The following is an 18648-nucleotide window of genomic DNA, read 5'->3' on the forward strand; positions in this document are numbered from 1 at the left end:
ATCAGTTTTCTTGTGGGGCGGGCATCTTGCCCGCCCGAAAAAGGCTTATACGGGCAGAACCTAGGAAGCAGTTAATCAGCTTCTTGCAGCTAATTCCTAAAGCTTAATTAGCCTTAACTCACATCTTGTATCATTGTCAAGAACAGGCAAGATGCCTGTTCCACAAAGAAAGAATCAGTTTTCTTGTGGGGCGGGCATCTTGCCCGCCCGAAAAAGGCTTATACGGGCAGAACCTAGGAAGCAGTTAATCTAAAATCTAAAATCTAAAATCTAAAATTGAATGGTTCGCGTTGCAATTATTGGTTGCGGTATTATTGGGGCTTCGATCGCCTTTGAACTAAGTCAATTTCCCGAACTGAAAGTTACTGTGTTCGACAAACAACCGCCGGCACAAGGTTCTACTGGCGCTGCACTCGGTGTTTTGATGGGAGTTATCAGCCACAAAACTAAGGGCAGAAATTGGCAGTTGAGGGAAACCAGCCTTCAGCGCTACGAAACTTTGATTCCAGAATTGGAAGCAGTTACGGGGCGAAAAATTCCTTTTAACAAACAAGGAATTTTAATGCTTTGTTCGGAGGGAGAGGATTTAAGTAAGTGGGAAAAATTGATAGCCACTCGCGACTCTCAAGGTTGGCAATTGGAACTTTGGGATGTGGAACGAGTGCGCGAACTCTGCCCTCATCTCTATTTAAACGATCGGATTATTGCTGCGATTTATTCACCTCAAGATCGGCAAGTCGATCCGACGGCGCTAACTTTGGCTTTGGTTGATGCTGCTAAACTCAAAGGAGTTAATTTTGAGTTTGGAGTGGAAGTTCAAGGCATTACTGAGTTGAATTCTCAGGCGTCTCAGATTCAACTCCCATCTTCCATTGCTGTCAATAAGTCTTGTGGAACAGGCATCTTGCCTGTTATTGAAAATTTCGATCGACTAATTGTGTGCGCTGGTTTGGGTTCTGCTGCTGTGACTGCATCGTTAAATCAGTTGGTTGACATTCGCCCGGTGTTGGGACAAGCGCTGCATTTGCTGACGCCCAATCCTGTAGGAAACCCAGATTTTAGCCCGGTAATTACTTGCGATGACGTTCACATTGTGCCTGTGGGAAATCAGGAATTTTGGGTGGGGGCGACGCTGGAGTTTTCAGAAAATGGCGGGGAAATTGAGGCGAATGCTGATATGTTGGAGCAAGTGATGGCGAGGGCGATCGCACTTTGTCCGGCCTTAGCATTCGCCTCAATCATCAGGAAATGGTCGGGATTGCGCCCGCGGCCGGAAGGGCGGCCGGCCCCAATTATCGGGACGCTTCCCGATAACGATCGCGTTTTCATCGCCAGCGGCCACTATCGCAACGGTGTTCTGCTGGCCCCTGCAACAGCGCGATCGATTCGAGAAATGATTTTGCAATAATTAACAAATGTTAATACAATCAAGATAGCCATTCATATCTTACATCTAAATATGTCCGACAAACCTTTAGGTAAACCGCGCTCTTTGTGGCGAGTAATTTTGCTGTCTGGAGTCAGCTTGCTGCTATATTACGGATGGTACAAATGGATTATTCAAGAAGAATTGCGTCGCTATAACGGTAGCGGTTGGTCGGGAACTCTTTGCTTGCTTCCTTTTGTGTTAGGAGTAGCCGTCCCCCAAGCTTTGCGGATATTCGACCCTGACGTTCCCGGATGGTTTGGTTGGTTTTCCTTGCTGGGTATTGCTTGGATTTACATCGTGCAGTTCAAACTTTACAAGACAGTGAATGAATTGTACCGCCAAGAAGGAATCAAAGAACCGCTAACAGTTTGGTGGCTTTTTGTACCAGGTTTAAATTTAGTTGTCGGCTTGCGGCAAATTCACTTTTTGAGCCAGTTTTGGGCGAGAAAACAGGGAATTGAAGTTAAGGATAACTTAGCCGAAAGTATTCCTTTTCTGTCAGCTAACGCTTAAATAAATTAAGCTCCAATCGCTTGGCGCTGCGAGTAAATTTCTTCTATAAGCAGGTCACGCAGTTCATCCGCAATGTCTGTGGGAGGGTGGCCTGCGAGGGCGCGTCCAATCAGCCGTTCTGCTTCCCGGAGTTGGGCACACTCAATGGCAAGTACGGCGGCGCTCCGATGCAGTATAGAACGAGTCGGCTCAAAATCCCATTCGTTTGCTACTAAATCCGCTGCCGCCCGTTCTTTTGCAAAGGCGGCTCTGGTGAGTGCAGTCACTTGGTCGATATCACCGCACTGACGGGCGAGAACTGCTCTATCGACCAGTTCCATTGCTTCGTGGTGAAGGGCTTCTACGGTCTGCATTTTTTGACGATCCGTGCTTTGGGAGTACCGAACTCAATTACAGATACATAGCCAGGAGCTACGTCATCTGAAGGGCGGATTTGTTCTAATTTTATGTTAACTCTGGCTTGAATAATGCTGTCCGAACCTTTACGAATCCCGGAGACTTCTAAGCGGGCTTTACGCTGAAATAGCGTGCCTGGATCTTCGAGCGAACCAAGCCAAAAGTCAAAACCTAACCCTTTACCTTTGACAGAGCGTTCGATGATGGTGAATCCAGTGAGGTGAGGCAGGATCAACGCCGCGATACCGTAGGCTCCATATTCAGTGGCAACTTCCCGATCGGCATTGAAGCGACGGATGGTATCATCGATCGCATCCCATTGAATTTGGATTTCACAGGGTTGAATCCCCTCGATTGTCAGCTTCACAGGGATAGAGTGTCCTCCATCGTCGAGGCAAACGGCGGCGGCATCTGCACAGATGGCTCCGAAGGTGAGTGACCAGCCTGGACGTTCGGGCTTGTTGTCGCGCAGGTCATTGAGGGAGAGAATTTTAATCGGGTTAAGGTGGGTCATCAGAGGAGATGGCATGGCGATCGCATCTCCCGAATCATAAAGCATATAGTCTTCAGTCATTTTGTTCTTTTAGCGGGTTCACCCGAATTTATGGTTGGGCGTTGCTGAATTACGGTATGATACGGGCAAAAATACGAGAGGGAACCCGAAAATGATTTTTGAGATTTTGATGGGGAATTGGAACATCTCCAAATTTTAGATAATGAATTAGTAATTTAATTGAATACCCTAGCATTTTTTCACATTTAGAATAACAAAGAGTTTTTCTTTTTAGGCGAGCCAAGTAATGTCTGAGTCTGGTATTTTCACCTTCAACTCTTGTCATATAGGTTTTGCTAATAATCTGGTCTCCCTCGGGGATAAAATTTGGGTAAACTTTCCAGCCATCTGTCACATAAAAATAGCATTTCCATTTACTAACTGCCGCCCATAGTGGTTCAAAAGTTTGGGCGCTATGGGATCCTAAAACCCATCCTAAAATACCTGGCTTAAAATGGTCTACGGCTGTCCACAGCCAGGTTTTGTTTTTTTTGAACCAACAAATGTTTGTAATTCATCTAATTCTCCCACTTCGGGATTTGTTTCTGGGTCGTAACAATCTGGTAAGAGTTTCCCGGCTTCTTTTACCCAATTAATGATTGTAGTATGATGCACATTTTTGACTCTTTCAATTGCTCGAAAACCCATCCCATTAACATACATCTTGAGACATTCACGTTTAACTTCTTCCGGATATCCTTTTTGAGGTTGATAATCATCTATAAATTGTCTTTTGCATTTGATGCAAATATAATTTTGTTTGCCTTTTTTGTGACCATTTTTATTGATATGAGTTGATTTACATTCAGGGCATTGCATAATATTGCTTTTAAATGTGTGTGATTTTTGACGCTCGGAGGACAACTTCATCATACCCTAGTTCAGCAACGCCTATGGTTGAAAACCAAAGTATTGGTAAACCGGCCCTTACCAAGCGACTCTTCACCAGAACCTATTCTGCAAATCCGCCAAAATGAGTTTGAGTTCCGGTTCGTTAACCCGCTTAATTGCTTTAGGAATACTTACCCACTGCCGCTTTCTCTTGCTAGCTTCCGGCCAAATTTCCAGAACTGCTTGCACTTGCAGTAGAAATACTCCTACCAGCCAAGTACAGCCGGACTTTTGATACTCGTAAGTTCCCAGCAAATCCGGGAACACTGTACCCAACAAACCTGCTTCTTCCCAAGCTTCCTTGGCGGCGGAATCTTGGGGAGTCATGTCAGGTTCAATTAATCCTTTGGGAATAACCCAGCGCTTGCTAGCCGAAGAAGTAATCAGCATTACTTCAATTTGTCCGTCTTGAATGCGATAGGGAATTACCCCCGATTGCTCTATCAATACAGCGGTTTTTATACTCATGATCTATGCAATATTTATGGGTGAAAAAGAGGCTATAGCCTTTCTGAGTAACATGTTCCGACGTGCATAGGGGATAGGGCATAGGGCATAGGGCATAGGGCATAGGGCATACCTCACCACGCTTGAGAACCGCTATACTACTTCATCAAAGGTTTACAAATTTAAAAAAAATTGCATTCTGATTCTCTATAATTCCTCAGTTGAGACAACAAAGTGGAGAATAGAGATATTTGGGTTTTTCCCCTCTGTGGAAAATAGGAAATTTCCCTGCACTCCCACTGAACTATAATATTATTATAATAACCTGGCGCAATCCTCTACCGACAAGCAGATAAAAGCCGATCGACAATCTCTGCTTTTAGCTGCGTCGGTATGCGGTTTAACGCCTAATCTTTCTTCGACTTAGCCTCCAAATTTTCCATCCGACTCTTCAAATCTTGATTCTCCTTTTTCACCTGGTCTAATTCCTCCCGCAACTGCTTGACCGCTGCATCAGAACCAGCATTTTTCTGCACTCTTTGCACAGCTTCATCAGCCATGCGGCGGACGCGGCCATCGGGAGTTTGGTCAGCTAAAGAACGCAAAATGCGAATTGCTTTGCGAGTTTCCATTTGTCCTAATCCCGCTACGACAGATACTTGAGTCAAGAAAAACGTCTCTTTAGACAATTCTGCAAATCGCTGCAAAATCCGTTCTAAATTGATATTAGTTTGACCTGTCGAAATTGTGCCCAAAGAGCGAATTGCAGACAAGCGCAAAGCTTGCGGAGTACCCGCAGCAGTGTATTTCAAAATTAAATTCAGCGCATCTTCAGAAGTTTTCATCTGCGCCAAACCTGCGATCGCACCCGATCGCACAATCTCATTCCACCCCTGACGTTCTTTCAGCACGAATTTTAACTCTTTCAGTACCTGTTCGTCCGTCGGTTTTTCGTCAGGGTTAGCCGCGGCAATTCCGCCCATAGCAGTCGCTGCGGCTGCTTCTACGTAATAGCTGGCGTCGCCTTTTTCTAAGATAGATCTCAGCGCTTTAAAAGTTTCGTGAGTTTTGATTTTACCCAGCGCCCCCACCACAGCACGGCGAACGCGAGCATCTTTATCTCTCAAACCACTTACTAAACCTTCAAAAGCTTGATCGAGTTTAATTTCAACTAACTGACCCGCGACTTCGGCGCGCACAGCCCAGAACGGCTCTTTATTGAGAACTTCTGACAGCGTTTTCACAGCTTCCAGTCCTCCCTTTTTCGCCAAAGCGTGGGCCGCGTAAATCCGGGAAACCGGGTCGGGGTCGAATTGCAACTGAGCTTTTAGTTCCGCAACTCCATACTCTAACGCAACAGTTTTTAAGTATTTATTGCCGACATCAAAACTGATAAATGCAGGCTTCTCTTCGAGAGGGAAATAGAAGCTTTGCTCGCGTTCGTAGACTCGTACTGTGAAAGTTTTTAGGTTCGGGGTTGAACGTGCAGAACTCTCATCGTCTGCCTCGTTTTCCGGCTTGTAACCGAAGCCGATCGGAATTTTTAGATCGAATACATCTTTGCCGTTGCCGTTGTCATTTTTGCTGTCTTTTACCTGAGTTTGCGTTACAGTCACTTTTGCTAATTTGCTGTCGCCATCCCAGGAATAAGCAACCTTATAATCTGGATGGCCGCCGCGATAAACGTACTGATCGAACAAAAACATGAGATTGCGACCGGTAGCCTTTTCTATCGCCCTGAGCAAATCGATCGTTTCTACAGTTTTGTGAGCGTTATCCCGCACAAAAGTGTGAATTGCTTTGTAAAATAATTCGTCGCCCAACTCGGCGCGAATCATGTGATAAACGCAAGCGCCTTTTTCGTACAAATGGCGATCGTACAATTCAATGGCTTCGCGGTAAACGTGAGTAACCATCGGGCGGCGGTAGCGGGAACTATCTTCAGATAAATAACTGCGGGCTTCACTTAACATATAGTAAGCCGCGTCTTCTTTGCCATATTCTCGATCGGTCCACAGCACCTCGGAATAAGAAGCCATGCCTTCTTTCAGCCAAGCGTGAGACCAATGTTTAATTACTACTAAATCGCCGAACCATTGGTGAGCCAATTCGTGGGCGACTAAGCTTTCAGTACCTCGATTGTCGAGGGCGGCGCGTTCGTCTAGCAAGCACCTATCTGTCAGCAAAGTTGCCGAAGTATTTTCCATACCCCCGAAGATGAAATCATCAATGCAGACTTGAGCGTATTTGGGAAAAGGGTAAGGATAGCCAAATGCTTCAGAGAAGAATTCAATCATTTGAGGCGTTTTGCCCATGCTGCGCTTAGCGTCCGCTTCGCGGCGTCTTTCAACGTAATAATTAACTGGTTTGCCGCGCCATTCGTCTTTGATTTCGGCGAAATCTCCGACTGCTAAGGTCATTAAATACGTCGGGTGTACCTGGGTTTGCGACCAGTGATAAATCTTATCGTCGCCTTCGTTTTTTGTGCTAATTAATTCGCCGTTGGAGATGGCAAAAAATTGTCGGGGAACTTGCACTCTAATTTCGGAAGTTGCCAACTGTCCGGGATAGTCGAAACAGGGAAACCAGAAGCGGGAATCTTCGTCTTCGCCTTGAGTCCAAACTTGTGTTGGTTTGTCTGGATAGTGTTTGTCCGGGCCGACGAAATAAAGGCCGCGTTGGGGTTTTTCGACCCAGTAGTCGATCGCAATAGTAATTGGTTGGTAAGCTTCTGTTGGTTCGTGCAGTTGAATTTGCAGCACTTCGCCGTCGCTGTCGAAATTTTGCTCGGTTTCGCCAACTTTTACCGATTCAATGTTGAGGTTTACCGCATCTAAGGTTAATTTGTCAATGCCGCTGCGGACTGGATTGATGCGGATGCTGCAAGTGCCGCGAAAGCTTTGTTTGGGAATATTCAGCACTAAGTCGAGGAAAATATGCTCTACTTGACCGGGGCGATCGGGATTGTAATGCGGCCGAGCACCGGGCATCTCGAAGGATTTGTGACCGTTTTCAGAATCAAAGTAAGTATTTGACATTGTAATGGCAAAGTTGTGAGTCGAGCGGCGATCGCTGGCAGCGCAGATCTGGCTGAAGTGCCAGCTTATTATAGAGTAGCGCGTCCTAGCTGCTGTTGTCGCTAACTTGTTAAAAACTGGGTCGATCCTTGCCGGGATGGAAATATGATTTTTTCGCTACAATATTAGCAAGGCTAATGTCTGCAATCATCAGCCTGCAATTGAAATTGTCAGTAACTCAACCCTAAAGGGATTGAGCTTGTAAGAGAAATTCTTGCAAGCTGTACTGACGGGCCTAAGTCTTCATTGACTGCGTTTTTTGAGTCACGACACCCCGGAATGCGTAGCTAGTTCCTTGCTTTTTCATCTGCAATTAAACAGTTTTAAAGTCACGCTCAACAGTGTTGCAGGTTTAAAAAGCTCTTAAAACAAAGGCGCGTGCTAACATTACCCCCAAAGGGAGGCTCAATTGAGCGAACCATTATGCGATCGCGGGTTGGGAAGTTTGAGATGGTAATTGTCAAGCGCGAAAGTGCATTACAAAAGTACACCAAATTGAACAACTCCAAGGCGGTAATGGGTAAAGAAAGATTCAATGCGGTTGAAACCGCTTGTGTGCTCCACGCTCGCGTAGCCGAAGTGTCATTTTCCTCTCTAGGCTCAAGCCACGCTCGTTTCGCACTTACTGAGATTCTTTATGACAGCTACACTATCAGTTCCCAATTCCATCGAGTCTTGGCTGGGCGACGAAGCCGAAGACTTGCTCACCCATCAAGCAAAAGTTCCTAAAGATTTTTTGCACTTGCCTGGCCCGGATTGGGTCGATCGCATTTTTGCTCAAACCGATCGATCTCCTCAAGTTTTGCGATCGCTTCAGCAACTCTATTCTAGCGGACGCTTGGCGAATACCGGCTATTTATCCATCCTGCCAGTAGACCAAGGAATCGAACACTCAGCGGCCGCTTCTTTTGCACCGAATCCCATCTATTTTGACAGCGAAAACATCATCAAACTAGCAATCTCTGCTGGCTGCAACGCTGTCGCGACAACCCTGGGAGTTTTGGGAAGCGTATCTCGCAAGTACGCGCACAAAATCCCTTTTATTGTCAAGCTCAATCACAACGAATTGCTGACTTATCCCAATCAATTCGACCAAATAATGTTTTCGACCGTCGAACAAGCTTGGAATTTGGGAGCAACTGCCGTCGGAGCAACAATTTATTTTGGTTCTCCGGAATCGACGCGGCAAATCCAAGAAGTCAGTCAAGCTTTTGCACACGCTCACGAATACGGAATGGCGACAATTCTGTGGTGCTACCTCCGCAACGATATTTTTAAACAAGACAAAGATTATCACGTTGCGGCCGATTTGACAGGGCAAGCAAATCACTTGGGAGTGACAATTCAAGCTGACATTATCAAGCAGAAATTGCCCGAGTGCAATAACGGTTACGAAGCTGTTGCTAAAGCTAGCGGTCACAGTTACGGCAAAACCGACAAGCGCGTTTATTCGGATTTAACAACGGATCACCCGATCGATCTAACTCGCTATCAAGTGCTCAACTGTTATGCGGGAAGGATGGGTTTAATTAACTCCGGCGGTGCTTCCGGGAAAAGCGATTTTGCAGAAGCAATTCGCACGGCGGTAATCAACAAGCGCGCTGGCGGCTGCGGCTTAATTTCCGGCCGCAAAACTTTTCAGCGTCCCTTTGAAGAAGGTGTAAAATTGTTCCACGCCATCCAAGACGTTTATTTGTCGCCAGAAATCTCGATCGCCTAAAAATTTACCGCACAGAGATTTGCCTCAATATCACAATCTAAACCTAGGGTGTGCAGGGCGCACAAATCCCCCTAAACGTAGGGTGCGCCCTGCGCACCTTACCTGATAAAAATTCCTTAATATAAGTTGCAACTTAGCTGTAATATTAATACTAGCTGAAAATATATATAGCGGTTCTCAACAAAGTGAGGTATGCCCTATGCCCACGGAGGCCTATGCCCTATGCAAGTCGGAACATGTTACTGAGAAAGGCTATAGAGACACAGTATAGAATTTTAAAATGCCCCACAGCCTTGTTTTAAACCTGCTGCCAGTTGCACCAATTCCATCTCAGTTTTTAACGGGACGGCATCTCCACGCTTTATTTTTGAACCTGGTGAGTGCTGTAGACAGCGATTTGAGCGCGTACCTGCACGACCAATCTCAGGAAAAAGCTTTCACTTTAAGCCCTTTCCAAGTAAGCAGAAAAGAAGCTTACAGAAGCAGCACGCCACAGCCACAAAAGAGAGTTTTGCCTCCTGCTTCCCGCACAATTTCGCAGGCCCTACAGTGGGATTACAAGCAAGCTATTCAGGAAAATACGCCGATTTGGTGGCGAATTTCTCTGCTGGATGACGGTTTGTTCGAGCGCCTAACTCAACTTTGGCAGCAACTCAATTTCACTCGCCCTTGGCATCTGGGCCCGACAAATATATACATTACTAATATTTTGAGCGAACCGCAATCAAACCAGCCGTGGGTCAACTTTTGTACTTACGCCGAATTGTTCGATAGAGCTTCGGAAACTGAGCGCCAAATTGCTTTTAGTTTTTGCACTCCTACTAATTTTCGGCAAGGTTTATACGATAGTGCTATGCCCACTCGTGAGAGTATTTTTGGCAGTTTAGCGAATCGCTGGAACAAGTACAGCAGGATTGCGATCGAACCTACTTTCACAGAAGCTATTTTCCCCAGTTTCTTCGATATCCGAACAGAAGTTAGTACGGATTCTCGAAGTAAATTTATTGGCTGCGTCGGCCATATTAGTTACCGAATTATGGGAGATATAGCTCCTACTACTATCAAGCAAGTTAACACTTTAGCAGATTTTGCGCTTTACAGCGGAGTCGGGCGAAAGACGCCGATGGGAATGGGAATGACGCGTCGGTTGCAGGATTTTTAATCATTCACTTTTGGGCTGAATTTCACTGACGATTTCATAAACATCAGTGTCGGGAATTTTCGCAAACAAAGGCGTCATTTGCTTTAAGATTTCCTGATAAGCTTCGCTTTGATTGGCGGTCATCTCTTCTACGCTTTCCCAAAAAATGATGGCAATACCTTTGTCTGTATTGGGCAATTGCAGCAGGTATGCTCCCTTAAAACCTTTAGCATAAGTTGCAACGGCTTTTTCAAAAAGTTCTTCTGCTTCTTTAAATTTTCCGGGTTTAAATTCGCCAACGGCCACGTAGGCAAACTGATGTCTCAGAAAGTCTAGAAATTCTGACATATGCTTTTCCTCACTTAATACCGATACCGCAAGTTATATTTTACGCGATCGCCCAAAATTTGTGAACTTCACGGTTTGTAGTTTCGCGCTGGGCCCGAGGCGGATTTATTAATTACAGGTTTCGGGCGATCGCCACTCAAATAGAAACTTTTGGAGTCAGGCGGCTGGAATCTCTCTTAAATAAACTGTTAAATCCAAGATTTTAGATATTCACAATGCTCGGTACGCCCCAGCGAGTTCGAGCGCTAGTACAAAAGGTAAAGCGGCTGATACATCAGATCTTGTGTGTACTGGGATCGCACAAGATTCCTAAAAAGGGGGCGGTTAAAAGTGGTTTTTTGCAATAACCCTCTTGAATATCTTAAAACTTACTTGCAATAATTATCACAGATAAATACCAACCCAGTAAAAATCTAGCTAAAAAAAATGACAAAAATATTAGTAATTGAAGACAATAACTTAATGCGAGAAATCGTAGTAGAAATTCTGGAATCGCGCGGTTTTGAAGCGGTTGGCGCCGAAAACGGACAAGTTGGTATCCAGTTAGCGATCGCCCAAATTCCCGATTTAATTTTATCAGATGTCAGGATGCCCGAACTAAACGGTTTACAAGTTTTCGCAGTTTTGCGATCGCACCCTGCAACCGCCAGCATTCCGTTTATTTTTATGACAGCCTCCGACATGGAAAAAGCTCTCGCACTCAAAGCAGATGGCTATCTCCACAAACCTTGCACCGTCGCAGAAATGCTCGGGGCGATCGCCACTCAAGTAGAAAAACCGACAGTTAGCAACCCACAACATCAAAAAGTACAGGACAATTCTGCGCCATCAAATCTCGGCTTGCGCGCCAAAAATCGAAAAACTCGGTTTGAGATTGCGCCGGTTTGCTCGCAATGACACGCACAGTAACGTTATTGAGACGTAAGTGGAGGGAATTTCAAATTGCTTCAACCCAGGGGTGGCTTAGACTGGGTATGTTGAATTTGGTTAAAAATTTATGAACGCACAACCCAAAGGCCGCCTAGTTTGGAATCACTCTACCCACCTTCCCGGCTTGATACCAATTTTAGAGCGCCTCACCCAAAAAATGGGCATTCAAACTGTCACTCCGGGCGTCATCAACAAAGTTAAAGGACACATCCCCCGCATGACATTAAGAGTGTCAGTACCCATCCGCGGGGGATTTAAAATCATCGCCAGACAGGGCAAAACCGTACAAGAAGTCTTTATATTAACCACTCTCAGTCAAGGGGACTTGGAAGAGACCATCGCCCAAACCCTAGCCAAGTGACAATTTTTTCTTAGCAAGCAAAGCCCGGGCCCTAACTGAAGTAGTTTCATCGGTTTGGGCGATTTCCTCAAGCCTGGCAGAAACGGACGCTAACCAATCCGGTTTAACAGTCGCAGCACCCGCCAAAGCTTGCAAACCCCCCCCTGCTGCGTAGCGAACCACCCATTCTGGGTCTCGGGACGCTTGCAGCAGCGTTTTCACAGCGCGAAGTTGAGCATCGGCAATTTGTTCTGCTGGCATCAGTTCCCAGCAAATCGTCCCCAAACCCCTAGCCGCCGCCCGCCGCACACTCAAAGCAAAGTCATTCGCCGCTGCATCGAGCAAAATCTCCAAACCCCTGGGGTCGCCAATTCCCGCCAAAGCCCGAACAGCCCAAGCTCTCGCTCCGTAATTGTAGCCGTCAAGCTGTTCTAGAAGCGGCAGCACGGCAGCTTCTCCGAGTTGAATCAGCCCATCAACGGCGGCAACGGCGGCGCCTGGGTTGTTGTAACCGAGCACTGTAATTAAGGTAGGAATTGCTTGTTTTGAGGAAGCTGCCGCTAGTGCTTTGACGGAGTTTAACAAGCCCTCGGAAGAATCTGCTTGTTCGACAGCCTGAATTAATTCTAATGCCATTTATTTGTAAGCTTTACCGTGATCATTTTAATTGTAGGTTGGGTCGATCGCGCGATCGAACTTTTTGCAGCCTCATATCAATTCCGGTTGCACTCATACATGATGGGGAGTCGGGAGTCGTCCGTTGGGAGTCGTCCGTTGGGGAAGGTGGAATTATTGACTTTGACTCGATCGTTCCCATCCAACCGGAAACGATATCACCCACCAACATTCCCATCAAAATATGTAGGGAAACAGCACTGCTGTGTCCTACCTAAAATACAGATATCCCGTAGGGAAACAGCACTGCTGTGTCCTGAATATACGGTAGACAATTGAGAATCGCTACAGCAATCCTATTGCATTTTTGAACGATTTTTTTTCACAGTAAACTATCCATTAAATCCATAACGCGGATAGCATCATCTGATAAAGATAGTGATTCTTGTTGGTTGAGGTGATGCTCCAAAACTCCTTTGAGCGCAATCAATTTTATGCTATTTTCTGCTAAAGTCTCAGAAATAGCTTGCGCTGCCGGCAAATAGCCGATCGCCCCCAAGTCCATCAAAGCCGATCGCCTCAACTGCAAATTATCCCCCTTCAAAGCGCTTACCAACCGCTCTCCGTAAACCCGCTCACCAGTTAACTGATACATCGCCCGCGCCGCAGCGTACTGCACCCGCTCGACAGAATGTTCTAAAAAAGGTGAAATTAGCGGTATTGCTTCTGTCGCTTGCAGGGTTCCCAAAGCTTCAATTACCGAGTCGTAAGGTTGCACGAGGTGCGATTTTCCTGGCACTCGCACAGCGGCAACCGAGCCCCCATCCAAGAGCTTCATTAGCGGCCCAATAGAATCGCGATCGCCCAGCATTTCTAGAGCTTGGGCCGCCGCTTCCCGCACGTAATAATCGGCGCATTCCAAACAGCGAATCAGGGCCGGCAAGGCTTGTTTGTCGCCCAATTTACCCAGGGCCCGCGCCGCATTTCGCAATAGGGAATAGTCGCCGATTTTTGTTTGTTCTGATTCTTCTTGCAATGCGGCAATTAAAGCTGCAATAGCTGCCGGTTCCTTGACTCTAAATCTACCAATCCACCAAGCAGCATAATACCGGAGACTGTAATCTTGGGAGTGCAAATTTGCGATCGCCTGTTCAACAGTTAAAGACTCGCCCTCAGCTACACCCGGCGGCGGTGAGTCGGATTCGTAATAATCCATAGTCATTAGTTATTAGTTATTAGTTATTAGCTATTAGGCGATTTCAATCGCTGCTACACAGATAAAGCCTGCAAGGTAAGGATTAGGGAAACTCGGCGATTCAAATAGCTACTAAACAGACAAAACCCGCCGGCGCGGGTTGCATTAACTCTTAGTCCGCTTGGAGTGGACGAAAGTTTGTCTAGCAGCGATTTCAATCGCCCGTTCTAGCTTATCTAGGAGCGATTGAAATCGCCCCTTCTAGCTTGTGTCGGAGCGATTTTCATCGCCCCTCCCACCAAACTATTGGTGCTCACCCGATGATTCATGGGATGATTCTGCACCCGCGTTCAAAGGATGAATGCTGACAATTTTCCCGCCTATGCGAGTAATCCGCTGCATTTCTTGATTCATCCGATTGTACGGCACGGTGATAAATGTACTCGCGCTCGATCGAATCGAATAATCCACATTATTTGTTTCATCGCTTTGGCGCAAGCCCACAACTTCATACCGAAAGCAGCGACCAGCCGAAGCTGTATTGCCACTTTTTCCAGCTACAATTTGACCCAACATAAACTTCTTGGTAATTGGTAATTGGTCAGCAGTCAGTAGTCATTCCTCCTTAGTCTCTACTTCAGAATTTACGCAGAACCTAATTATGTAGGGTTCCATGCACACCGCACCTTAAGCAGAACCTAATTATGTAATGACTAATGACTGATGACTAACAACTAAATTGGAGTAATGCTGGCGATTTTCGCGCCCATGCGTTGAAATTTCTGCATTTGCGAGGACAACTCCTCAACAGGTACGATGAAAGCCTTGCTGCTGCGGCGCACGCTGGGATAGCCGCCCGTGCGAATGCCCGAAACTTCCACGCGCACCAGCCGCCCTTCTTTTCCGTAAGCTGCCGCGCCGCCGAAAGTGCTGGCGGGAGTTACGTTTCTGGCAGAAGGCCGATATGCCCAACCTTCGTTACCGCCTGAAGGCCCAACTACAGCCGTAGCGGTGTTAGTGCCGAGTTCGACAGCTAAGCGAGAGTTATTGCCTTCTAGTTGAGATGTATCGCTGTTTGCATAGCCGCGATACAGGCGAAACATCCGGGTAAAACCAACGGTTTTTTGACCGCGCTGGGTGTTAAAGCCGCGGTAGTAAGGCACGATACTGTCGCCGAAGTTTTCTTGATACTCTTCTGAATCGATGTAAGAATCAATATCAGCGTCGTAGCCTTGTGTTTGGTACAAATCTAAGTGCTCAACTACTTCAGATTCGTCGTAGGGAGCGCGACCGAGCAAGTGTTTGTAGTTTAGTTCGATCGTCCTAGTTTGGAAACTGTTGTAGAAAAACTTGGTTTTGTACAGTTCTGACTTAGCTACAGCGCGTACAAATTCTCGTACCGTCAAACTGCCGTCTCGCAGCAAAGACTCGGAACTTGTAAGTCGCTCGGATTTCATTAAATAGTCGTTGCCCAGCACCTGACGGTAAACCGCACGAATCACAGTTTCAACGTCGTCTTTGCTGTAGTTCGGGCGCAATTCTACCTTCGGCGCATCGCTCAATGCGGATGTTCCCAGTCTGGACGCTGCTGTTGTAATTGCCACCAGATTTTCTCCTAAATTAATAACAAAAGTTTAAAGCTTTGTTGCACTTGAGATTTTTAGGACTAAGGCTAATATGTCTCAAACTAGGGTGTACACTGCGCATCTGCTCAAAGTAGGATGCGCACTGCGCACCTTACCTATACACATAAAATTGAAGAATTTTTTAGCCTTAGTCCTACTTTGCTAAAGACATTTTTTTGAAACGTCTTTACAAACTTTAAGCTGTGGTAATACTTACCACTTTGCCGCCACCTTTGTTGATTTGCTGCAAGCGGCTCGAAAGTTGCTCGTAAGGCACGAGATATTCGGTAGTAGTCCGCCGCACTTGGGGCGCAAACTTAGCCGAACCTTGAATTGCGGTGACTCGGTATAGTTGGCCGCTCCAAGCGCCGGAAGTCCCCCGAAGGGCTTGGACGGTGGAGGCCGTGTATATCGGCGAAGCGATATTTCTCGCTACTTCCCAAGTCAGCCGGGCTTGGGTTTGGTTTTGCGATAGATCGCTAGAAGCAAAGCCCCGGTACAGTTGAAACATCCGGTTAAAACCGACCGTTTTTTGACCTTTTTGAGTCGCGAAACCGCGATAGTAAGGCACTATACTTTCGCCAAAATTTTCTTGATACTCAACTGAGTCAATGTAAGAATTGATTTCAGCTTCGTAGCCTTCTGCATTATACAAATCAACGTGGAAAGCAATTTCCGACTCGTCGTAGGGAGCGCGGCCCAACAAATGCTTGTAATTAAGCTCGATTAACCGCGTTTGCGAGTTCGGATCAAAAAACTTTTTCTGATAAGTTTCGGAATGTGCAATTGACCGCACAAAATCTTTCACTGAAATCTGCCCTTGCAGCAGCAGAGATTCAGCACTGGTAAGTCGTTCGCTCGACATTAAATACTCGTTGCCGAAAACTTGGCTGTAAGCAGCGCGAATTACTGCTTTCGCATCGTCTTGCGTCCAGTGGGGACGCTGTTCTACCCGTCCCGCTTCTTCAAATGCTTTTATTCCCAACCGTTCTGCTGCATCCAATCCCCCCATTTTCGCTTCTTCCTTGTTTCCTTTAAAAACTGATTAACAGATTTAAAAAATTATTTGGAAAACTCGGATTCGATCGCAGATGCCCGGAACTCTAAACAACCGCTAACACTCTAGCTAACAGTAGCTTAGAATTCCGGGCATCACGCAAATCTAGCTTAGAGCGTTGATTGCGTAGTCGATGTAGGAATTTGCTTCAGTTGCAGCGTCGCCACTGAGACCGTGGTTGCCTTTGATGTACTTGAGAGCTTCAACGTACCAGCTAGGAGACAATTCAAATGTCCGGTTGATTTCGTCAACACCTGCAATCAGGTACTCGTCCATCGGACCGGTGCCGCCTGCAACTAAGCAGTAGGTTACCATCCGCAGGTAGTAGCCGATGTCGCGAGAGCACTTGGCTTTACCGGTTGGGGTAGAAGCGTAGTTCGGGCCTTGCATTTGTTGGGTGTACGGGAACTTGTTGTACACAGCTTGAGCTGCACCGTCGATCAAGCGCTGAGAATTGGCGGTCAACGACTTGGCTGCGTCCAAACCTGCTGCTGCTTGGCGGAAGCGGCCGAAGGCGACTTGGAGTTCAGTGCTGCTGAGGAAGCGGCCTTGAGAATCGGCTGCGGTTACTGCTTCAGTCAAAGGGGTTTTCATTGTTCTGTTGTCTCCCTAATGTTTTGTGGTTTTTCTACAAAAATGATTGTTTGCAAAAATGCGATGCTCGCTTCTTTACAACCAATGTTGGCTTGGCTATTTTTAGCCGACTGCACTGGCTGCGCGGTCGAAGTAGCTGCCGATTTCAGACATCAGCGAGCTGCAATCACCACGGGTAACGCCGTTGGGGTCGTTAGCGATCGCGATCGCTGCTTCCTTCATTTTTTGCACGCCGGCTGCAACCGAGCCACCTGGAACTCCCAGAGCTTGGTAGGTTTCGCGCAGACCGTTCAAGCAGCGGTCGTCCAAAACGCTGGCGTCGCCTGCAAATGTTGCGTAGGTCACGTAGCGCAAGATGATTTCCATATCGCGCAAGCAAGCTGCCATGCGGCGGTTGGTGTACGCATTGCCACCAGGAGCGATCAGTTGTGGCTGTTCGGCGAACAGTTTGCGAGCTGCATCGGCCACGATTGTGGATGAGCTGCCTGTGATACGGTTTACTGCGTCAATCCGCTTGTTGGCGTCGGCAACCATGCTGCTGAGAGCATCTAGTTGGCCCGGAGCTAGAAATTCGCCGCGAGCGTCAGATTGGGAAACCACTTTTGTAAATGCGTCAAACATGAAAGAACTCTCCTACTTGAGTTAATTGAGTTTGGTTGCGGTATAAAACCGTTAAGTTAAATTTGTTCAGGCTGCTAGAGCCTGCAAGGGTTGAAATTTGATGCCAGCTCATTTGCTGGTTCGATCGATCTCTCCCTTTCCGCTACCTGTACTATTGTTACATTGCAACGGACGTTTAAGAAACCTTAGAATTTTTTACATCTTTTATGAGATGCGTATGAGATGCGACAAACCTTGTCAATCAGTGTTTTTGTTAACTTTGACCTGTCGTTTCAACCCTCATGATAATCTTTATACAATGCTGGTTCGTCATTGTTTATTACAATTTATTACAAAAACTTATCTCTCTAAGAAGGTAAATATCGGCGGGGGAATTGCGGGCAAATCTCCTCCCTAAGGTAGATGCGAGGTTGCCACACAAAAGGCAGAGTTTGCTTTTCTTGCCCTGCCGTGGCGGTGGAACCGCCCCGAACCTTCCCGTGGGTCGATCGCCTTTGTTAGCTTTGTCTGGAAAAGCGGAATTGTTAAGAATGGTTAAGTAAATTAAAGTTTTGGTAAAAGAAGGCTGGGGGAATAGGGAAAAAAGCCAAAATTCTGCCCAATGTCAGGATGGCTGCAGAATTCGGTGTGGGAAAAATCCAAAAGATTGTGAACCCGCTCGCCACAGCCTCAGCTTTTGCCGGAAAGATCAGCATTTAGCGACAAAACTCAGCCGTTGGAAGTTGAAAGACCGGGCCCGGTATTTCATAACGCGGGGATTCTTGTATAGCAGAAGTCCGATGTCCGTCGGAAGAAGGAAGAAGGAAGAAGCAGTAATAGCAATGGTTTCAGCGGTTAAGAATGTCCTAACCGTGTTGGCGGTTGCTATATGATCAGGAGTCCTTGGACTTGACCCAAGACCAAGCATCTACTCTGTGCCCTACAGCGGTTGCCAAAAAACTTTCTTCATCTATATATCTGTTATATGTTCTGGTTCCAGGAGGCCCAGGAGCAAGGAAGCGTCTGGGAAGCTGAGCATTGTCGATCGTGAGAAAACCAACATAGGCGATCGAGACCTGTCACCTGGGCGCCATTTTTCTTGTAACATTAAACAATGCGGAATAGATGAGTTCGGAGACGAGGGTTTTATTAAGTTTTTTTTAAGGTAGGTTTTAAC

Annotated in this window: 20 protein-coding genes; 6 read left to right on the plus strand and 14 right to left on the minus strand. The window is 46.6% G+C overall.

From position 1 onward, the window contains the following. Window positions 1–280: 280 nt before the first annotated feature. Both QUB61_RS11865 and QUB61_RS11870 read left to right on the plus strand, forming a co-directional pair. Entirely contained in the window at window positions 281–1408 is a 1128-nt protein-coding gene (locus QUB61_RS11865) for an FAD-dependent oxidoreductase (RefSeq protein ID WP_333124047.1), read from the plus strand. Window positions 1409–1459: 51 nt separating this feature from the next. Beyond that, complete coding sequence (locus QUB61_RS11870; protein ID WP_333124045.1) at window positions 1460–1942, plus strand: hypothetical protein; 483 nt, start codon at window positions 1460–1462, stop codon at window positions 1940–1942. Between the two features lie 5 nt (window positions 1943–1947). Here the strand turns inward: QUB61_RS11870 and QUB61_RS11875 are convergent, their stop codons facing one another. The 5 genes from QUB61_RS11875 to QUB61_RS11895 all read right to left on the minus strand — a co-directional run bounded on the left by QUB61_RS11875 (window position 1948) and on the right by QUB61_RS11895 (window position 7267). Beyond that, a complete protein-coding gene (locus QUB61_RS11875) occupies window positions 1948–2295 on the minus strand; it encodes a hypothetical protein (RefSeq protein ID WP_333124042.1) in 348 nt (115 codons plus the stop codon). Beyond that, window positions 2283–2912 (minus strand): hypothetical protein, encoded by a 630-nt coding sequence (locus QUB61_RS11880; RefSeq protein ID WP_333124039.1) that lies wholly within the window; start codon window positions 2910–2912, stop codon window positions 2283–2285. Before QUB61_RS11880 ends, QUB61_RS11875 begins: the two co-directional genes overlap by 13 nt. 49 nt (window positions 2913–2961) lie before the next feature. Then, window positions 2962–3710, minus strand: a protein-coding gene (locus QUB61_RS11885; RefSeq protein ID WP_333124196.1) for an IS1 family transposase whose coding sequence is annotated in 2 segments (ribosomal slippage) — window positions 2962–3371 and window positions 3371–3710 — 750 coding nt in all. Because the reading frame shifts where the segments join, the coding sequence is not laid out codon by codon here. Window positions 3711–3833: 123 nt separating this feature from the next. Further along, window positions 3834–4250 carry an NUDIX hydrolase gene (locus QUB61_RS11890; RefSeq protein ID WP_333124036.1) on the minus strand — a complete coding sequence of 139 codons (417 nt, stop codon included), beginning with the start codon at window positions 4248–4250 and terminating at the stop codon, window positions 3834–3836. A gap of 386 nt (window positions 4251–4636) precedes the next feature. Next, on the minus strand, window positions 4637–7267 hold the full coding sequence (locus tag QUB61_RS11895) for a M1 family metallopeptidase (RefSeq protein ID WP_333124033.1): 2631 nt from the start codon (window positions 7265–7267) through the stop codon (window positions 4637–4639). 676 nt (window positions 7268–7943) lie between these two features. Here QUB61_RS11895 and QUB61_RS11900 point away from each other — a divergent pair. Both QUB61_RS11900 and cas6 read left to right on the plus strand, forming a co-directional pair. After that, the gene (locus tag QUB61_RS11900; RefSeq protein ID WP_333124030.1) at window positions 7944–9026 is read left to right on the plus strand and encodes a class I fructose-bisphosphate aldolase; all 1083 of its coding nucleotides are present in this window, start codon (window positions 7944–7946) and stop codon (window positions 9024–9026) included. A 280-nt stretch (window positions 9027–9306) separates the two neighbouring features. Then, window positions 9307–10188: a CRISPR-associated endoribonuclease Cas6 gene (cas6, locus tag QUB61_RS11905; RefSeq protein ID WP_333124028.1), complete on the plus strand. Its 882-nt coding sequence runs from the start codon at window positions 9307–9309 to the stop codon at window positions 10186–10188. Here the strand turns inward: cas6 and QUB61_RS11910 are convergent, their stop codons facing one another. After that, window positions 10189–10515 (minus strand): antibiotic biosynthesis monooxygenase, encoded by a 327-nt coding sequence (locus QUB61_RS11910; RefSeq protein WP_333124027.1) that lies wholly within the window; start codon window positions 10513–10515, stop codon window positions 10189–10191. 426 nt (window positions 10516–10941) lie between these two features. Between QUB61_RS11910 and QUB61_RS11915 the strand changes: the two genes are divergently transcribed. After that, window positions 10942–11412 (plus strand): response regulator, encoded by a 471-nt coding sequence (locus QUB61_RS11915; RefSeq protein WP_333124024.1) that lies wholly within the window; start codon window positions 10942–10944, stop codon window positions 11410–11412. 100 nt (window positions 11413–11512) lie between these two features. Continuing rightward, the gene (locus QUB61_RS11920) at window positions 11513–11806 is read left to right on the plus strand and encodes a DUF2103 domain-containing protein (protein ID WP_333124020.1); all 294 of its coding nucleotides are present in this window, start codon (window positions 11513–11515) and stop codon (window positions 11804–11806) included. Here the strand turns inward: QUB61_RS11920 and QUB61_RS11925 are convergent. From QUB61_RS11925 to QUB61_RS11960, 8 genes are all read right to left on the minus strand, one after another. Next, complete coding sequence (locus QUB61_RS11925) at window positions 11795–12421, minus strand: HEAT repeat domain-containing protein (RefSeq protein ID WP_333124017.1); 627 nt, start codon at window positions 12419–12421, stop codon at window positions 11795–11797. The genes QUB61_RS11920 and QUB61_RS11925 overlap by 12 nt on opposite strands. A 22-nt stretch (window positions 12422–12443) precedes the next feature. Continuing rightward, window positions 12444–12626 carry a hypothetical protein gene (locus tag QUB61_RS11930; protein WP_333124014.1) on the minus strand — a complete coding sequence of 61 codons (183 nt, stop codon included), beginning with the start codon at window positions 12624–12626 and terminating at the stop codon, window positions 12444–12446. Window positions 12627–12782: 156 nt separating this feature from the next. Continuing rightward, window positions 12783–13622 (minus strand): HEAT repeat domain-containing protein, encoded by an 840-nt coding sequence (locus QUB61_RS11935; protein ID WP_333124011.1) that lies wholly within the window; start codon window positions 13620–13622, stop codon window positions 12783–12785. A gap of 276 nt (window positions 13623–13898) precedes the next feature. Next, complete coding sequence (locus QUB61_RS11940; protein WP_333124008.1) at window positions 13899–14171, minus strand: phycobilisome linker polypeptide; 273 nt, start codon at window positions 14169–14171, stop codon at window positions 13899–13901. Window positions 14172–14329: 158 nt separating this feature from the next. Continuing rightward, complete coding sequence (locus QUB61_RS11945; RefSeq protein WP_333124005.1) at window positions 14330–15199, minus strand: phycobilisome linker polypeptide; 870 nt, start codon at window positions 15197–15199, stop codon at window positions 14330–14332. Window positions 15200–15416: 217 nt separating this feature from the next. Then, the gene (locus QUB61_RS11950; protein ID WP_333124002.1) at window positions 15417–16232 is read right to left on the minus strand and encodes a phycobilisome linker polypeptide; all 816 of its coding nucleotides are present in this window, start codon (window positions 16230–16232) and stop codon (window positions 15417–15419) included. 150 nt (window positions 16233–16382) lie between these two features. Continuing rightward, the gene (gene cpcA, locus QUB61_RS11955) at window positions 16383–16871 is read right to left on the minus strand and encodes a phycocyanin subunit alpha (RefSeq protein ID WP_333123999.1); all 489 of its coding nucleotides are present in this window, start codon (window positions 16869–16871) and stop codon (window positions 16383–16385) included. 102 nt (window positions 16872–16973) lie between these two features. Beyond that, window positions 16974–17492 (minus strand): phycocyanin subunit beta, encoded by a 519-nt coding sequence (locus QUB61_RS11960; protein WP_333123996.1) that lies wholly within the window; start codon window positions 17490–17492, stop codon window positions 16974–16976. Window positions 17493–18648 lie beyond the last annotated feature (1156 nt).

This window comes from Microcoleus sp. C2D2, from assembly GCF_036702495.1.
In the GTDB taxonomy this organism is placed as follows: Bacteria; Cyanobacteriota; Cyanobacteriia; order Cyanobacteriales; family Microcoleaceae; genus Microcoleus.